The following is a 13,676-nucleotide window of genomic DNA, read 5'->3' on the forward strand; positions in this document are numbered from 1 at the left end:
CGGGTGGACCTATCGCGACCGTCCCGGAACTACAAGACTTTGTAGCGATCGTCGCGACGACGGAAGGGCGGCCGATGTCCGCGAGGGACGCGTCACGGGTCGAGGAGATAGGCGAGGTCTACGATCGGATGGCCGAGCTGATCGAGGTGCTCGGCGGCAACATCCACGTCGGGTACTGGCTGGACGAGGACGACCCGACGCCGTTCCTGGAGGCCATCAACCGGACCACCGACGTGGTGGCCGAGCGGCTGGGCCTGCGCCACGGGCAGCGGCTGCTCGACGTCGGCTGCGGCGCGGCGGTGCCCGCCATCCGGATCGGCCAGCGCTGGGACGTCGAGATCACCGGTCTCACCAACAGCCGGTGGCAGGTGGCGGAGGGCACCAGACGGGTGAAAGCCGCCGGGCTCAAGTCGCAGGTGCGGATCGAGTTCGGCGACGCCGCCGCGCTGCCCTACCCGGACGGCTCGTTCGACGCGGTGCTGGCGTTCCAGTCGTTGCAGCACACCGAGGACAGCGGCCCGTGGATCCGCGAGATGGTGCGCGTGGCGCGGCCCGGCGGACGGGTGGTGCTGACCGAGTTCACCGAGGAGGCCCCGCTGACCGAAGACGAGCTGGAGATCGGCAGGCAGGGCGGCATGGAACGCCCGCGACCAGCCGAAACGGTGCTCGACGTGGTGCGCGGGAGCGGCTTGGAGATCGACGACGTGCTGTCCTGCGGCGCGCACGTCCGGCGCTCCTACCCCGAGTACTTCCGACGCCTGGAACGCCTCCGGCCGCACCTGGTGGAGGTGCTCGGCGAGGAGGCGGTGGACCGGCAGCGGGAGGCCATGGGCAGGCTGCTGCCGATCTACCGGGACAAGATCGGATACCTGGTCGTCACCGGCCACCGCCCCTCTTCCGGGTGATCCCGCGCGATTGACATGCAGCCGGAAGGGTGCCTATCGTTTGTCGGGCTCGACCGCACCTCATCTCCGTACGGGGCAGCACGTGCCCGCTCGCGCTGCCCCTCCCGCTCCCGCTCCCACTCGCCACGAGCCCGTGAGGAACCAGCGATGGCAGAGCAGACGACCGATCCCGACCAGGTTCGGCCCGCCGAGGGCGCACCCGTTCCGCCCAGGCTGTGGCTCAGCCTGATCGCGATGGCGCTGGCCGCCATGATGCTCGGCGTGGACGCGATGGTGGTGACCGTCGCCAACCCGACGATCAGCGGCGAACTCGACACCGACCTGGCCGAACTCCAGTGGGTCACCACCGGCTACATGCTCGCCTACGCCGCGCTGCTGGTCGCGGCGGGCAAGGTGGGCGACCGGATCGGGCACCGCAAGGTGTTCATCACCGGGATCGTCGGGTTCATGATCACCTCGGTGCTGGTCGGCCTGTCCGGCGACATCGCGTCGTTGATCGCGTGGCGCGTGCTCCAGGGCGCGAGCGGCGCGATGCTGATGCCGTCCGCGCTGGCCATCCTGCGGCTGACGTTCCCGCCGGACAAGCTCAAGGTCGCGGTCGGCGTGTTCATCGGCGCGTTCGCGCTGTCCTCGGCGGGCGGTCCGTTCTTCGGCGGCCTGATCGTGCAGTACGCGGGCTGGCGCTGGGCGTTCTACATCAACGTCTTCGCGGGCGCGATCACGTTGCTGGCGGCCGTCACGCTCATCCGCGCGGTACCGCCCGCAGGCGCGAAGCGCGGCCTGGACCTGCCCGGCATCGGTCTGCTGTCGGTGGCGCTGGCGGCGTTGGTGCTGGGCATCAACCAGGTGTCGACCGACGGGTGGGGCGGCGTCCTGCCGATCGTCTGCTTCGTGGTCGCGGCGGTGTTCATCACCGCGCTGGTGCTGCGCGAGCGGTCCGCGCCGGAACCGCTGCTGCCGCCGAAGCTCTTCCGGTCGCGGACGTTCGTGGCCGGCAACCTGATCCTGCTGGTCGGCTCCGGGCTGATGTTCTCGGTCTGGTTCTACCTCTCGCTTTTCCTCCAGAACGTCCAGGGCGCGAGTCCACTGGAGACCGGCCTGAAACTGCTGCCCATCCCGGCCGCCGGCATCGTCGTCGCGCCGCTGAGCGGGGTGCTGAACCAGAAGTTCGGACCGCGCCTGCCGCTCGGTCTCGGCCTGCTGATGTGCGTGATCAGCCTGTTCGGACTGGCGCAGGTGGAGGTGACCGACGGCTACGGCGCGGTGTGGCCGTTCCTGGTCACGCTCGGCATGGCGATGAGCCTGGTCGTCCCGGTCGGCACCGAGGCCGTGGTGAGCAGCGCGCCCAAGAGCCTGGCCGGTGTCGCGTCCGGCGTCGGCGAGACGATGGACAGCCTCGGGCCGGCGCTCGGCGTGGCGTCGCTGGGCACCGCGCTGACCCTGGTGGTGCAGAGCGACTGGCCGCGCAGGCTGTCCGACGCGGGCGCGCCCGCCGAGGTCGTGGCCGGCGCGAAGGACTCGGCGACCGCCGTGGCGCAGGGCGCGCCGCCGCAGGGGCTCGCGCCCGAACTCGCCCGGATCGCCCACGAGACCTACACCGGCGGCCTGCACACCGTCCTGATCGGCTCGCTGGTCGTGGTGCTGGTGTTCCTGCCGCTGATCTGGCTGATCCGGCCGACCGACCCGGACGCGGCCGACGCCGAGGACGACACCGCCGAGGACACCGCGAGCGGGCAGAGCGAACCGAGCAGCAGCGCGGAGGAGGCGGCCAGATGACCGAGGAGCTGCGACGGGCCAAGCTGGAGAAGGCGTACTACTCGATCGACGTCGACCGCGACGGCGTCATCGACGAACTCGACGTCACCGCACTGGCGCAGGGCTGGTGCGAGACCTACGACCTGGCACCCCGGTCGGAGCACTGGCGGCGGATCCACTTCCACGCCCACCAGCTGTTCCGGGAGATGCCCGGCACGGTCGACGACGAGGGCGTCAAGCGGGTCACCGTCGAGGACTGGGTGAAGTGGGGCCACGACCCGGGTTTCGCCGAGTTCGTGGAGCGGTCCGCGATCCCGTTCAGCATCGCGGTGTTCACCGCCGCCGACAAGGACGGCGACGGCCGGATCACCCATGCGGAGATGATGGCCGCCCAGATCCGCGGCGGCATGACCGAGGAGGAGACCGCCAAGGCGTTCGCCGTGCTCGACACCGACCAGGACGGCTACGTCACCACCGACGAGTACATCGCGGCCGCACGGGTGTTCTACCTCAGCGACTCCCCCGCCGAGCCGGCCAACACCATCGCCGGTGACCTCTGAGGGTCCGCGCGGCCGGGACGCCCGGACCGCGCGATCGGTCCACTGTGGACGCCGGGCGCTAGCCGTGCCAGACGCGCGACGAGCCGATGGTCTGGCCGTGCGCGAGGTCCTGGAGGGTGACCTGGACGCGCCACGGGTCCAGGCGCAGCACCTCGAACTTCGGGTCGTCCGCGCCCAGTGCCCACAGCGCGTGGGGGTCGAAGCCCTGGCGTCGCGCCTCGGCGGAGACCACGTCCCACACGTGCCGCTTGTCCGGGCCGTCCTCCACCCAGGTCGCGCGGCAGTCGGCGAAGACCGCGTCGTGCTCGTTCGTCCAGTAGCCGCAGGAGACGTAGGGGTTGCGGGCGAGGTGCGCGGTCTTGGTGGGCGAGCGGCGGGTGCTGACCCAGCCGACGGGCCGGTCGCCGTCGGTCTCCCAGGTGACCCGCAGGACGCGGGTGCGGGGACGGCCCTGGGCGTCCACCGTGGCGACGGTGCACCAGCCGATGGCGGAGGTCAGCCGGGCGAAGTCGGCGCGGAGTTCGGCGAACGGGGTCTCGACGCTGAACAAGGTGGAGGTCATTCGGGGATCGTAACGAGCCCCGATCGACAATCGCTATGCTTTACTAAAGCATTCACCACAACGGCGCAGCGTGGACGAACCTCCAGCACCCCGAGAATCCCCTGAAAGAGTATGGAAAACAACCGCTCTCCGGGTGCCGACCAGTTTCGCCCGTGCTAGCATTTCCAAATAGAATAATCAACCAAATCGTGAAAGGATTTCCCATGTCCACCAAGGTCCTGCACCTCGAAGAGATTCCGGAAATGGAAGCGGGCATGCTCATCCGCAAACCCGCCGGCGAGGTGTTCGACGCCATCGTCAACCCCGAGGTGACCACGAAGTTCTGGTTCACCGACAGCACCGGCCCGCTGGCACCGGGCGCGAAGGTCACCTGGACGTGGGAGATGTACGACATGTCGTCGCCGGTGGTGGTGCACGAGTACGACCAGGACCGCAGGCTGGTCCTCGAATGGGGCGACGAGCCCGCCACGACGAAGCTGGAGTGGACGTTCGACGACCGGGGCGACGGGACGACGTTCCTGAACGTGAAGGAGACCGGCTACAGCGGGGACACCGGCGACGAGGTGGTCGGCTGGGTGGTGGGCTCGATGGGCGGGTTCACGCAGGCGCTGGCGGGCCTGAAGGCGTGGCTGGAGCACGGGATCCAGCTGAACCTCACCGCCGACCGCTTCCCGGACGGCCACCCCGCCTGACCGGCACCGCGCCCGACCGGCACCGCGCGGAGTCCACGGCGCTGGTGCCACGGCACCGGGTCCACTGCTGTGCCACGGCACAGCAGTGGACCGCACACCCGGACCCGGGCCTTCCCGGCCGAACCCGCAGCGCCCCGGCGGAGGTCGGAGCGGTGCGGGCCGGGAGGCGGCTACCAGGCGGCCGGCAGGGGGTCGCCGGTTTCCAGCATGGTCTTGATATTGGAGATCAGTTCGGGCCAGCCGCCGCTGCCGGGGAGCCGGCCGCTGATGGCTTCGTACATCACGCTGCCCGGGTCGAAGTCGTCGTGGGTGACGGTGAGGCGCACCGCTTTCACCGCCGCGTCACCGGGGGCGGGTTCGATCTCGAAGGTCACCTTCGAACGGCGTTCCGTGCGCAGCTCGGCGAACTTCTCCTCGCTCCACCCGAAGTGCTCGGCGTGCTCCGGCTGGAACAGGTGCCAGCTGTAGGACAGCCGCGTGTACGGCTCGGCCTCCAGCACCACCTGCTCCAGGTCCTTCGCCTCCTCCGTCGGCGCGTCCTGCCACCGCACGGGCGACCCGACCTGCCAGTCGGACTCCAACGCCACCCCCGACCAGTAGCGGCGGGTGAACGCCGGGTCGGTCAGGGCCTGCCAGAGGCGTTCCGGCGTGGTGTTGATGTAGGTCGTGTAGACGAACTCGGGGTTGCCCATGGGCACGTGCTCCGATTCCAGTGTTCGCTTGAGGTCATCGAGGGTGCGCACCCGTTCCCGCGCGTACTGCCCGATCCAGCGGTCCGCGATGGCGTTGATCGGTGCCGCGTTGAGGAAGTGCAGCTTCTCCCGGCCACGCCACATCGTCGTCACCAGGTTCGCCGCCTCCAGGACGGACAGGTGCTTGCTCACCGACTGCCGGGCCATGTCCAGCCCCGCGCACAGCTCGCGCAGGCTCTGGCCGTTGCGGGTGTTCAGACTGTCGAGCATCCGGCGGCGGCTGACGTCCGCCAGGGCCTTGAACACCTCGTCCATCGCACACCACCCGGGACATGCAGTCTCTTGGCTGCATGAATAGTAGGTAGGCGGATCATCGCATGTCAATCCGTCCGCACCGCCCGTACAGGTGTGCGAACAGCACGAGATCCGCGCCCGCGGCCACGGCTGCGCCCGGTGGTGCCCGGGTCCTGACCGGACTGAAGACCGGCTTCGCTGACGCCCCAAGGCTTTCCGCGAAAGCAGACCACCCACGTCCGGACGTTCGAGCAGCCGGGTCAGTCGCGTCCGCAGCGCGCGTCGATGACCGCCCGCGCATCGCCCGGCAACGTCGTCGGGTCGTCGAAGAAGCGCCGGGACTGGCAGACGCGCACGAGTCCGTCCCACACCTCGCGGTACAGGAGGGGATCCGCCTGGAGGCGTTCCGCCTGGCGCGAGGTCAACGGGAACTTGTAGTTGCCGTCCCAGTGGCCCTGCCCGACGTCGAGGTCGAGCAGGTGCGCCTCGCCGCGCCGGACGATCGCGGGTGCCCAGTTCCAGTCGGAGCCCCGGGGTCGGTGGATCTCCTCGTCGTCGTCCTGAAGCCGGAGGAAGACCGCCCGGTCGCCGGTCGCCCCCTCCACGAGCAACGACGACAGGGTGATCCACACCACCGTGCCGTCCTGAACGCCGATGTGCGTGGCGGTCCAGCGGTTCGCGGGAGGCGCGGCCGGGAAGTCCCACGCCACGGCCCGTGCGGTGCCGGGGTCGTAGCGCGCGACCGAACTCGGCAGCGGGCGGACCTCGTGGATGCCGCCCAACGCGTCGATCACCGTCCGGACCTCGTCGCTGTCGACCGGTCGGCCCAGCGCGTTCGCGAAGCTCTCACGCCGAGCCGTCCCGAGCGGCTGCTCCGCCTTCGGGCGTTTCGCCTTTGTCCGCTTCGACTTCGTCACGACCTCGTCCTCTCCACGGCCGGCACGACACCGTCCGGCCTTCGCCCCCACGGCTCAGTGTGCCGCGCGCGTCGCCGCCGCGAGTGCCGAGCCGGTGAGCGAGTCCTGACGTGCGGCGAGGTCTGCGGGTGTGCCCTCGAAGACGAGCCGGCCGCCCTCGGACCCCGCGCCGGGCCCGATGTCGATGACGTGGTCGGCGCGGGCGACCACGCGCATGTTGTGCTCCACCACGACGAAGGTCGCGCCCTGGTCCACGAGGTCGTCGAAGAGGGTGTTGATGGTGTCGACGTCGTCGGGATGCAGGCCCGTGGTCGGCTCGTCCAGCACGATCCGGTCGGCCCGGTCGCGCTGCGGGTCGCTGAGGTGGCGGGCCAGCAGCAGTCGCTGCTTCTCGCCGCCGGAGAGGGTGTCGAGCGAGCGGCCCACCGCCATGTAGCCGAGTCCCGTGCGCCGCACCCACGACATCGCGTTCGCGATCGCCGCGTCGTCGGCGAACAGCGCCGCGATCTCGGCGGGGACTGCGGCGAGCACGTCCGCGATGGACATGCCGTCCAGCCGCACGGACAGGGCGGTGTCGTTGAAGCGCAGCCCACCGCATTCGTCGCATGGCGTCGAGACGTCGTCCAGGAACGCCAGCTCGGTGGTGATGTGCCCTTTGCCCTTGCAGGTCGGGCACGCGCCGCGACCGTTGAAGCTGAACCACGACGGGTCGAGCCCCGAGGCCGCGCCGAACGCGCCGCGGACGGCCTCGGCGACGCCCAGCACGGTCAACGACATCGACCGGACCCCGCCGCGCAACGGCTCCTGGCCGACGACCGTGAACCCGGGGTGCTGTCGCGGCAGCTCGATCGTCGCGAACGAACTCTTCCCGGAACCGGCGACCCCGGTCACCGCGGTGAGCACGCCGAGCGGCACGTCCACGTCGAATCCGGTCAGGTTGTGCGAACGGGCATCGGCCACCCGCACGGTGCCGCGCGCCGGCCGGGGCGCCGGCCGGACGTGGAGGGGCTCGGCGAGCAGCCGACCGGTGATCGTCCCGCTGTCGCGCAGGCCGTGCGGTGTGCCCTCGAACTCGATCCGGCCGCCGTCCGCGCCCGCGCCGGGGCCGAGGTCGACCACGTGGTCGGCGACGGCGATCACCTGCGGGTGGTGCTCCACGACCAGGATCGTGTTGCCGCGGTCGCGCAGCCGCTTGAGCAGCGCCACCAGGCGCTGGATGTCGGCGGGGTGGAGCCCGGTGCTCGGCTCGTCGAAGACGTAGGTGACGTCGGTGAGGGCGCTGCCGAGGTGCCGCACGATCTTCACCCGCTGCGCCTCGCCGCCCGACAGCGTCGAGGATTCGCGGTCGAGGGTGAGGTACCCGAGGCCGACCGAGAGCAGGGCGTCCAGGACGTGCCGGACGCCGTCCAGGGCCGGGGCCACGCGCGGGTCGGCGAATTCTTCGAGCATGCCGCGCAGGTCCGAGACGGGCATCCGCGTCCAGTCGACGATCGACCGCCCGTCGACGAGGCTGGCCCGCGCCGCCGCGTTCAGGCGCGAACCCCGGCAGTCGGGGCACCGGTGCGTGGTGACCACCTGTTCGAGTTCGGCGCGGACGGTGGCGGACATCTTGGCGCGCCCCTGCTTGAAGTAGACGTCGCGCATCCTGGTGATCACCCCGTCGAAGCGGGCGGTCTTCGGGAACCTCGGGTCGGGGTTCTCCAGCTTGAGCCGGTCGGCGTGGAGGAAGAGGTCCATCTCCTCGGGCGTGTAGTCCTTCAGCGGTTTCGACCGGTCGAACAGGCCGGAGTAGGCGAAGCGCTTCCACCGGTACACGCCCGGCCGGAAGATGCTGAAGCGCACCGGTCCCTCGTCGATGTTCTTCTCCGGGTCGATGAGTTCGTCGACGTCGATGTCGAAGACGGTGCCGAGCCCCTCGCAGGTCGGGCACATCCCGGAGGGGTCGTTGAACGAGTAGGCGGGGGAATAGCCCGCCGACGGCTCGCCGATGCGGGAGAACACCAGCCGCAGGAGCGGCGCGAGATCGGTGGCGGTGGCGACGGTGGAGCGCGAGTTGCCGGTGAACCGGCGCTGGTCGATGAGGACGGTGAAGGTCAGGCCGTCCATCGCCTGCACGTCGGGCGCGGGCATCTGCGGCAGCCGGGCCCGGATGAACGTCGAATAGGAGTCGTTGACGAGCCTCTGCGACTCCGCGGCGATGGTGTCGAGCACGAGCGACGACTTCCCGGAACCGGACACCCCGGTGAAGACGGTCAGCAGGTGCTTGGGCACTTTCAGGGAGACGTCGCGGAGATTGTTCGTGCGGGCTCCGGTGACGACGATCGGTGCGCTGCCGGCGGGATCGACTGAGGCCATGTCCGAACGCTACCGGGAGCAGCGGAATGGCCGCCACGCGCGAACAACGAGTACGGCCCGCACGCCGTGCGGAATGGCTTTGGGCGATGAACGTCCGGCACAACGGGTGATTCCGCCTCCGTTCTGCCACACTGCTTTCACCTGGGCGGCGGACATCCTCCTCCGAGGGGTGAACCGGGTTGCCGAGGTCCGCGACCCGCGACTTGGCTTCGACCCGGACGCACCACCACGGGAGGACCACCATGACGCGCCAACTCGACCCGACCTCGCCGGAGACCGAGCCCGACCGGGACGACCTGCGCCGGCTCGCGCGCATCCCGGACGAGGAGCAGCGCGGGCTCGCCTACCGCGACCTGCTCCGGCGCAGCGGCCGGTCCGAGGAGATCACCGACCTGTCGATCGCGGAGAACGCCCTGCTCTACCCGCTGTTGACCGAACGGATCTTCCAGAAGCTCCCGCACCCCCTGCCGGAGAAGTCGACCCGGTACGTCTCGCCCCAGGCCACCGGGCAGATCATCACCGCCATGGCCGGGCACTTCCAGCACTCGTTCGGCGTGCGGCACGTCGATCCGAAGACCGTCTACGCCACGGCCGGGGTGTCGTCCGCGTTGGAGATCATCGCGCTGGCCCTGCAGAACCCCACGGTCGACGGCGCGGTGCCGGTGCCGCGCGGTGACACCGGTCCCGTGCCGCGCGGCAGCAACGTGCTCATCCCGGCGCCGTACTGGCAGGGCTTCAACTGGTCGTTCGAGGAGGTCCCCGGCCTCAAGTGCGTGCCGGTGCGCACCTACAAGGAGGGCAACGCGTCCCGGCAGGACACCTTCGAACTGACCGTGGACGACCTGGAGGGCGCGTACGCGGCCTGTGCGCAGCCGCCGAGGCTGCTCGTGCTCACCAATCCCCACAACCCCCTGGGCGTCAACTATCCCCGGGATCTGCTGAACGCGATCTACGACTGGGCGTTGGCCAAGTCGCCGCAGATGCACATCATCTCCGACGAGATCTACCGCCACTCCCAGTTGGCCCACACGACCGACCCGTTCGTCAGCGCGCTGGAACTGGCGGAGCAGCACCAGGCCGTGGACCGCGTCCACGTCGTGTGGGGCTTCGCCAAGGACTTCGGCCTCTCCGGGTTCCGCTCCGGTTTCATCGTCTCCCAGTCGGACGCCGTGCAGCGCGCCATGACCGAGGACACCTCGGACCCGTGGGAACGCCGACGCCCGCTGTCGTGGTTCAGCCAGTTCGACTCGCTCAAGCAGTTCTACCTCGACCCCGTGACCGCCCTGGATCCCCAGGCGTGGAGCGAACTCATGGCCGAGTACTCCAGCCGCCTCCAGGAGTCCTTCGACGCCGTCAGCGCGACGCTGGACAGGTACGGCATCAAGTACTTCCGGCCGCAGGGCACGAACAGCACCCAGTTCTTCTGGCTCGACCTGCGCGAGTTCCTGCTCGGCGCCCCGCCGGCCGAAGGCCCGGAAACGGTCCTGTTCGGCGACGACCCCGACGACGCGGAACAGCGCCTGGCGACCTACATCCTCAAGGAGGCGAAGGTCAAACTGCTCACCGGGGCCACCATGTACCAGATGCAGCCCCAGGGCTTCTACCGCCTGTGCTTCACCGCCGAGCGCCTCGACGCTCTCCGGCCCGCCGTGGAACGGCTCTGCCTCGCGCTGAGGAAGCTCGACTCCTGACCGGGTCGCGGCCGTCCGGCGGACCGTCCACAAAGGAGTGGGCAGCGCCGCCGGACGGCACGACCGGGGCTCGGCGGTCGTGACCTCCGGCTCAGCCCGCGGAAACGACCGTGCCGAAGGACAATCCCCGGCTCGGCGTCACCAGGTCCGTCGACTCGCCGGTGAGCGGCTGTTGGGCGAAACACCCGCCGCTGCGGCCGTCCACGACGTAGGGACCGAGCAGGACGGGTGCCGACACCGACGTCGACTCCTCGGTGTCGATCTTCCAGTAGTGCGCGGTCCAGAGGTCGGGCACCACGAGTTCCTGGACGACGTACCCGCCTTCGGTGACGGCGCGTTCGACCACCCCGCGCCACTCCCCCGCAGTGCGGGACGGTCCGAACACGACGCCCTGGGAGCCGTAGAGGTTCGCGGGCTTGACGACCGCGTGGTCCTGCTGCCCGACCGCCCACTCCACCGGGTCCACGACCTCGTCGCCCCGCGCCACGAGCCCGGGGCGCAACCGCGCCAGCCACGGAACGTGTTCGACGAGGTCCCGCTGCGCGGCCGTCAACGCGGGATCGCACCGGAGATCGGCCAACAATGCCTTGCTGGTGAACAGTTGTGACACGTAGGAGCCGAACAGCACGGTCTCGCCGGCCCGCTCCAGCGCCCGGAAGAGATCGCCGTGCTCGGCGAGCGATCTGGGCGTCGCCATGTAGTAGCGGATCGCCGCGCCGTACCGCTTGCCGCCCCACACCAGCGCCGAGTCGGCCACGGCCGCCTCCTCGACCGGCACGAAATCACACGGCACGCCTTGGGACGCGAAGTAGTCCGCCTCTTCGTGGAAGGCCCGCAACGATCCTTCGTCACCGGTACTGGCCAGGCCCAGCAGCGCCAGCGGCCTGCTCTCCGACGCGTGCGCGCGGACCCACGCCAGCCGCGCGGCGAACAACGACGGGGCGCTCAGGTCGTGCCGCTCCCGCATCTCCCGCCCGACATCGGTGCGCAGCAGCGCATCGGACAGCACGGGAGTGGCGCTCGCGCCGTTGAGGCAGGTCCCGAAGTTGAGTTCGAGGAAGCGCGGGCTTCCCCGCTCGACCAGCACGTCCGCGCGTCGACAGCCGAGCGCGCGCACGTCGGCCACCGCGGCCGGGAGGAACCAGCGCTCGTCGGCCGGCAACCCGGCGATGTCGCACAACCGCGCCAGGTCGCCGTCGCAGGCGGCCAGGGCGTGCGAGACGAGCAGGTCCTGCAACCGGCTGCCGATGTCGTGCAGTCCTGTCAGCGCGGCGGATTCCACGGCGAACGGTTGAAGCGGGATGTGCCCGCCGTTGCGCCAGATGCCCAGTTGCTCCGCGCCGACGCGCACACGGGACGCGTGTGCCGCCAGCTGTGCCGCAGACAACCCGGCAAGCCGCTCGGACCAGTCCTGGTGTGCGTATCCGGTGGCGAGTGGCGACGGCGTGCTCATCGGACCCTTCCTGCGGGCTCACACGGGATGATCGACTCTTGCGAGGCTAGCACGCGATACCACGCCTATTACCCGGTGTGATCGGCGAGGAGGTCGCACGTGACGAGAAGTGCGGACCCGAGGTCGGAGTCCACTGTGGACAGAGCGCTCTTCCCGGCCTGGCAGGCGATGCGATCACCGCGTCTGACGCGCGGGTGGTCGACGTGGTCGGGCGCGGCGGCGTGCCCGGGTTCCGGGAGACACCTCACGGCGTCCGCCGACAGGCGGTGTACCGCTAGCCTGCGGGGATGGGGCGTGACGATCGACTGCCGGACGACGGCGGGGAGTACCGGCTGGTGCAGCCGGAGAAGGCCGGTGGCCGGTTCACCATGTACGTGATCGGCGTGGGGATGGCGGCGTCGGCCACGGCCGTCGCCAAGATGGCGGTCGACGAGGACCCGCCGCTGTCGTGGTGGATGTACGTCCTGGTCTTCGGGTTGATGGCCTTCCTGGGAGTGGCCGGGGTGGGGGTGGTGATCGCCACCGCCCGGACCGCCCGACGGGTGTCGCGGCTGACCGCCGCCGGTCACCCGGGCGTCGCCCGGGTGGTCGAGGCGGGCCCGCACGACGACGGGGAGCAGGAGATCACCAAGGCGGTCCTGTCGATCGGCGCTCCCGGCGTGCCCGCGTTCGAGGTGACCTTGTACAGCCACCACCCCCGGTACCGGACCGGCGTGGAGATCCCGATCCTGATCGACGCCGCCCGCAGGGTGTACCTGATCCTGGACTGAGCGAGCCGAAGCACCCGCCGACCGGCCGCGACGACGAGAACGCCGCCACCGTCCCGGGAAGCGGCGTCCTCGTCCTTCCCCGCCCCCGGCCCCGGGTCACGAGTCCCGGGGTCGGCGGACTACCGGGCCCGGCCTAGTTGTACGGGCGCCACATGTACGCGCCGTTCTCGGCGCAGCCCCACTGGATGACCCAGGCACCGGGGTTCGTCTTGCCCCCGCCGACGGCCACGCACCGGCCGCTGTGCACGTTCCTGAGCTGGTAGGCACCCGAGAAGATCGGCAGGGTCGCCGGTATCAGGGTGAAGACCTGGTCGGACGTGCCGCCGCAGTTGTAGACGAAAGCCGCGGCCCCGTCGTCGGACGACCCGCCCCAGATGGACAGGCACTGGCCGTTGTACTCGTTGACGAGCTGGTAGTCGTTCCCGCCGACGTTGGCCGCGTAGAAGGGAGCGGTGACGTCCGTGGCGCAGTTCTGCTGGTACGCCGCGCCCTTCTGCCTCGGCGCGTAGGCCAGGCACAGCCCGCTGCCGGCGTTGGCCCACCGGTAGGTTCCGTTGGCGATCGAGCCGGTGATCGAGACCCCGCCCGAGGTGTCCGGTCCGTGCGCGGTTGCGGCGGCGTACGCCGGAGCGCCGGTCAAGACCGTGGTGAGAGCCAGTGCGACGGTCAGCGTCGCGCCAAGACGGGTGACGAGACCACGTCTACGTCGGGTTGCGATGAGCATTCGAACTCCTTCGCCGCGTGCCACTTCCCAGAAAAGGGCAGGCACCTTCCCATGAATGTCCGTTGAAAAACTTCGCGCCGGCCACACCGTCCGGTCGGGCACTGCGCGACACATTGCCCCCGACGGCTGCGAGTACCGTTCGCATTCCCTCCGTCGGCGAGCTTAATCAGAATCGTGGAGAATCCGGGCGCTTGTCAAGATCCGACAAACCCGCAGGTCCGCCGGTCGGCGCGCACGCCGGGACAACCGATATGTCACCTCGATCCCGTTTTGCGGATTTCCGCGGAAGCGGATCGGGATACGGCA

At 70.1% G+C, this 13,676-nt stretch carries 12 protein-coding genes; 6 read left to right on the top strand and 6 right to left on the bottom strand.

Annotation, left to right across the window (positions count from 1 at the left end; translation table 11 throughout):
* The first annotated feature begins 74 nt into the window (after positions 1 to 74).
* The 3 genes from AC0HI0_RS15815 (at position 75) to AC0HI0_RS15825 (ending at position 3,220) form a co-directional block, all read left to right on the top strand.
* Positions 75 to 905 (top strand): SAM-dependent methyltransferase, encoded by an 831-nt coding sequence (locus tag AC0HI0_RS15815; RefSeq protein WP_480933114.1) that lies wholly within the window; start codon positions 75 to 77, stop codon positions 903 to 905.
* Between the two features lie 147 nt (positions 906 to 1,052).
* The gene (locus AC0HI0_RS15820) at positions 1,053 to 2,681 is read left to right on the top strand and encodes an MFS transporter (RefSeq protein WP_480933115.1); all 1,629 of its coding nucleotides are present in this window, start codon (positions 1,053 to 1,055) and stop codon (positions 2,679 to 2,681) included.
* Entirely contained in the window at positions 2,678 to 3,220 is a 543-nt protein-coding gene (locus AC0HI0_RS15825) for an EF-hand domain-containing protein (protein ID WP_480933116.1), read from the top strand. The genes AC0HI0_RS15820 and AC0HI0_RS15825 overlap by 4 nt, the downstream gene beginning before the upstream one ends.
* 58 nt (positions 3,221 to 3,278) lie before the next feature.
* Here AC0HI0_RS15825 and AC0HI0_RS15830 read toward each other — a convergent pair whose 3' ends face one another.
* Positions 3,279 to 3,782 (bottom strand): pyridoxamine 5'-phosphate oxidase family protein, encoded by a 504-nt coding sequence (locus AC0HI0_RS15830; RefSeq protein ID WP_480933117.1) that lies wholly within the window; start codon positions 3,780 to 3,782, stop codon positions 3,279 to 3,281.
* Between the two features lie 203 nt (positions 3,783 to 3,985).
* Between AC0HI0_RS15830 and AC0HI0_RS15835 the strand changes: the two genes are divergently transcribed.
* Positions 3,986 to 4,474: an SRPBCC family protein gene (locus tag AC0HI0_RS15835; protein WP_480933118.1), complete on the top strand. Its 489-nt coding sequence runs from the start codon at positions 3,986 to 3,988 to the stop codon at positions 4,472 to 4,474.
* A 170-nt stretch (positions 4,475 to 4,644) separates the two neighbouring features.
* Here the strand turns inward: AC0HI0_RS15835 and AC0HI0_RS15840 are convergent, their stop codons facing one another.
* The 3 genes from AC0HI0_RS15840 to AC0HI0_RS15850 form a co-directional block, all read right to left on the bottom strand.
* A complete protein-coding gene (locus tag AC0HI0_RS15840; protein WP_480933119.1) occupies positions 4,645 to 5,481 on the bottom strand; it encodes an ArsR/SmtB family transcription factor in 837 nt (278 codons plus the stop codon).
* Between the two features lie 239 nt (positions 5,482 to 5,720).
* Complete coding sequence (locus AC0HI0_RS15845) at positions 5,721 to 6,377, bottom strand: hypothetical protein (RefSeq protein ID WP_480933120.1); 657 nt, start codon at positions 6,375 to 6,377, stop codon at positions 5,721 to 5,723.
* A gap of 54 nt (positions 6,378 to 6,431) precedes the next feature.
* Positions 6,432 to 8,732 (bottom strand): excinuclease ABC subunit UvrA, encoded by a 2,301-nt coding sequence (locus AC0HI0_RS15850; RefSeq protein WP_480933121.1) that lies wholly within the window; start codon positions 8,730 to 8,732, stop codon positions 6,432 to 6,434.
* A gap of 242 nt (positions 8,733 to 8,974) precedes the next feature.
* On the opposite strand from AC0HI0_RS15850, the gene AC0HI0_RS15855 reads away from it, so the two are divergent.
* The gene (locus tag AC0HI0_RS15855) at positions 8,975 to 10,423 is read left to right on the top strand and encodes a pyridoxal phosphate-dependent aminotransferase (RefSeq protein ID WP_480933122.1); all 1,449 of its coding nucleotides are present in this window, start codon (positions 8,975 to 8,977) and stop codon (positions 10,421 to 10,423) included.
* Positions 10,424 to 10,514: 91 nt separating this feature from the next.
* Here the strand turns inward: AC0HI0_RS15855 and AC0HI0_RS15860 are convergent, their stop codons facing one another.
* Positions 10,515 to 11,774 carry a hypothetical protein gene (locus AC0HI0_RS15860; RefSeq protein ID WP_480933123.1) on the bottom strand — a complete coding sequence of 420 codons (1,260 nt, stop codon included), beginning with the start codon at positions 11,772 to 11,774 and terminating at the stop codon, positions 10,515 to 10,517.
* A gap of 389 nt (positions 11,775 to 12,163) precedes the next feature.
* Between AC0HI0_RS15860 and AC0HI0_RS15865 the strand changes: the two genes are divergently transcribed.
* Positions 12,164 to 12,646: a hypothetical protein gene (locus tag AC0HI0_RS15865; protein WP_480933124.1), complete on the top strand. Its 483-nt coding sequence runs from the start codon at positions 12,164 to 12,166 to the stop codon at positions 12,644 to 12,646.
* A gap of 133 nt (positions 12,647 to 12,779) precedes the next feature.
* Here the strand turns inward: AC0HI0_RS15865 and AC0HI0_RS15870 are convergent, their stop codons facing one another.
* A complete protein-coding gene (locus tag AC0HI0_RS15870; RefSeq protein WP_480933125.1) occupies positions 12,780 to 13,370 on the bottom strand; it encodes an RICIN domain-containing protein in 591 nt (196 codons plus the stop codon).
* Positions 13,371 to 13,676 lie beyond the last annotated feature (306 nt).

It is taken from the genome of Saccharothrix sp. NBAS 001 (assembly GCF_056640475.1).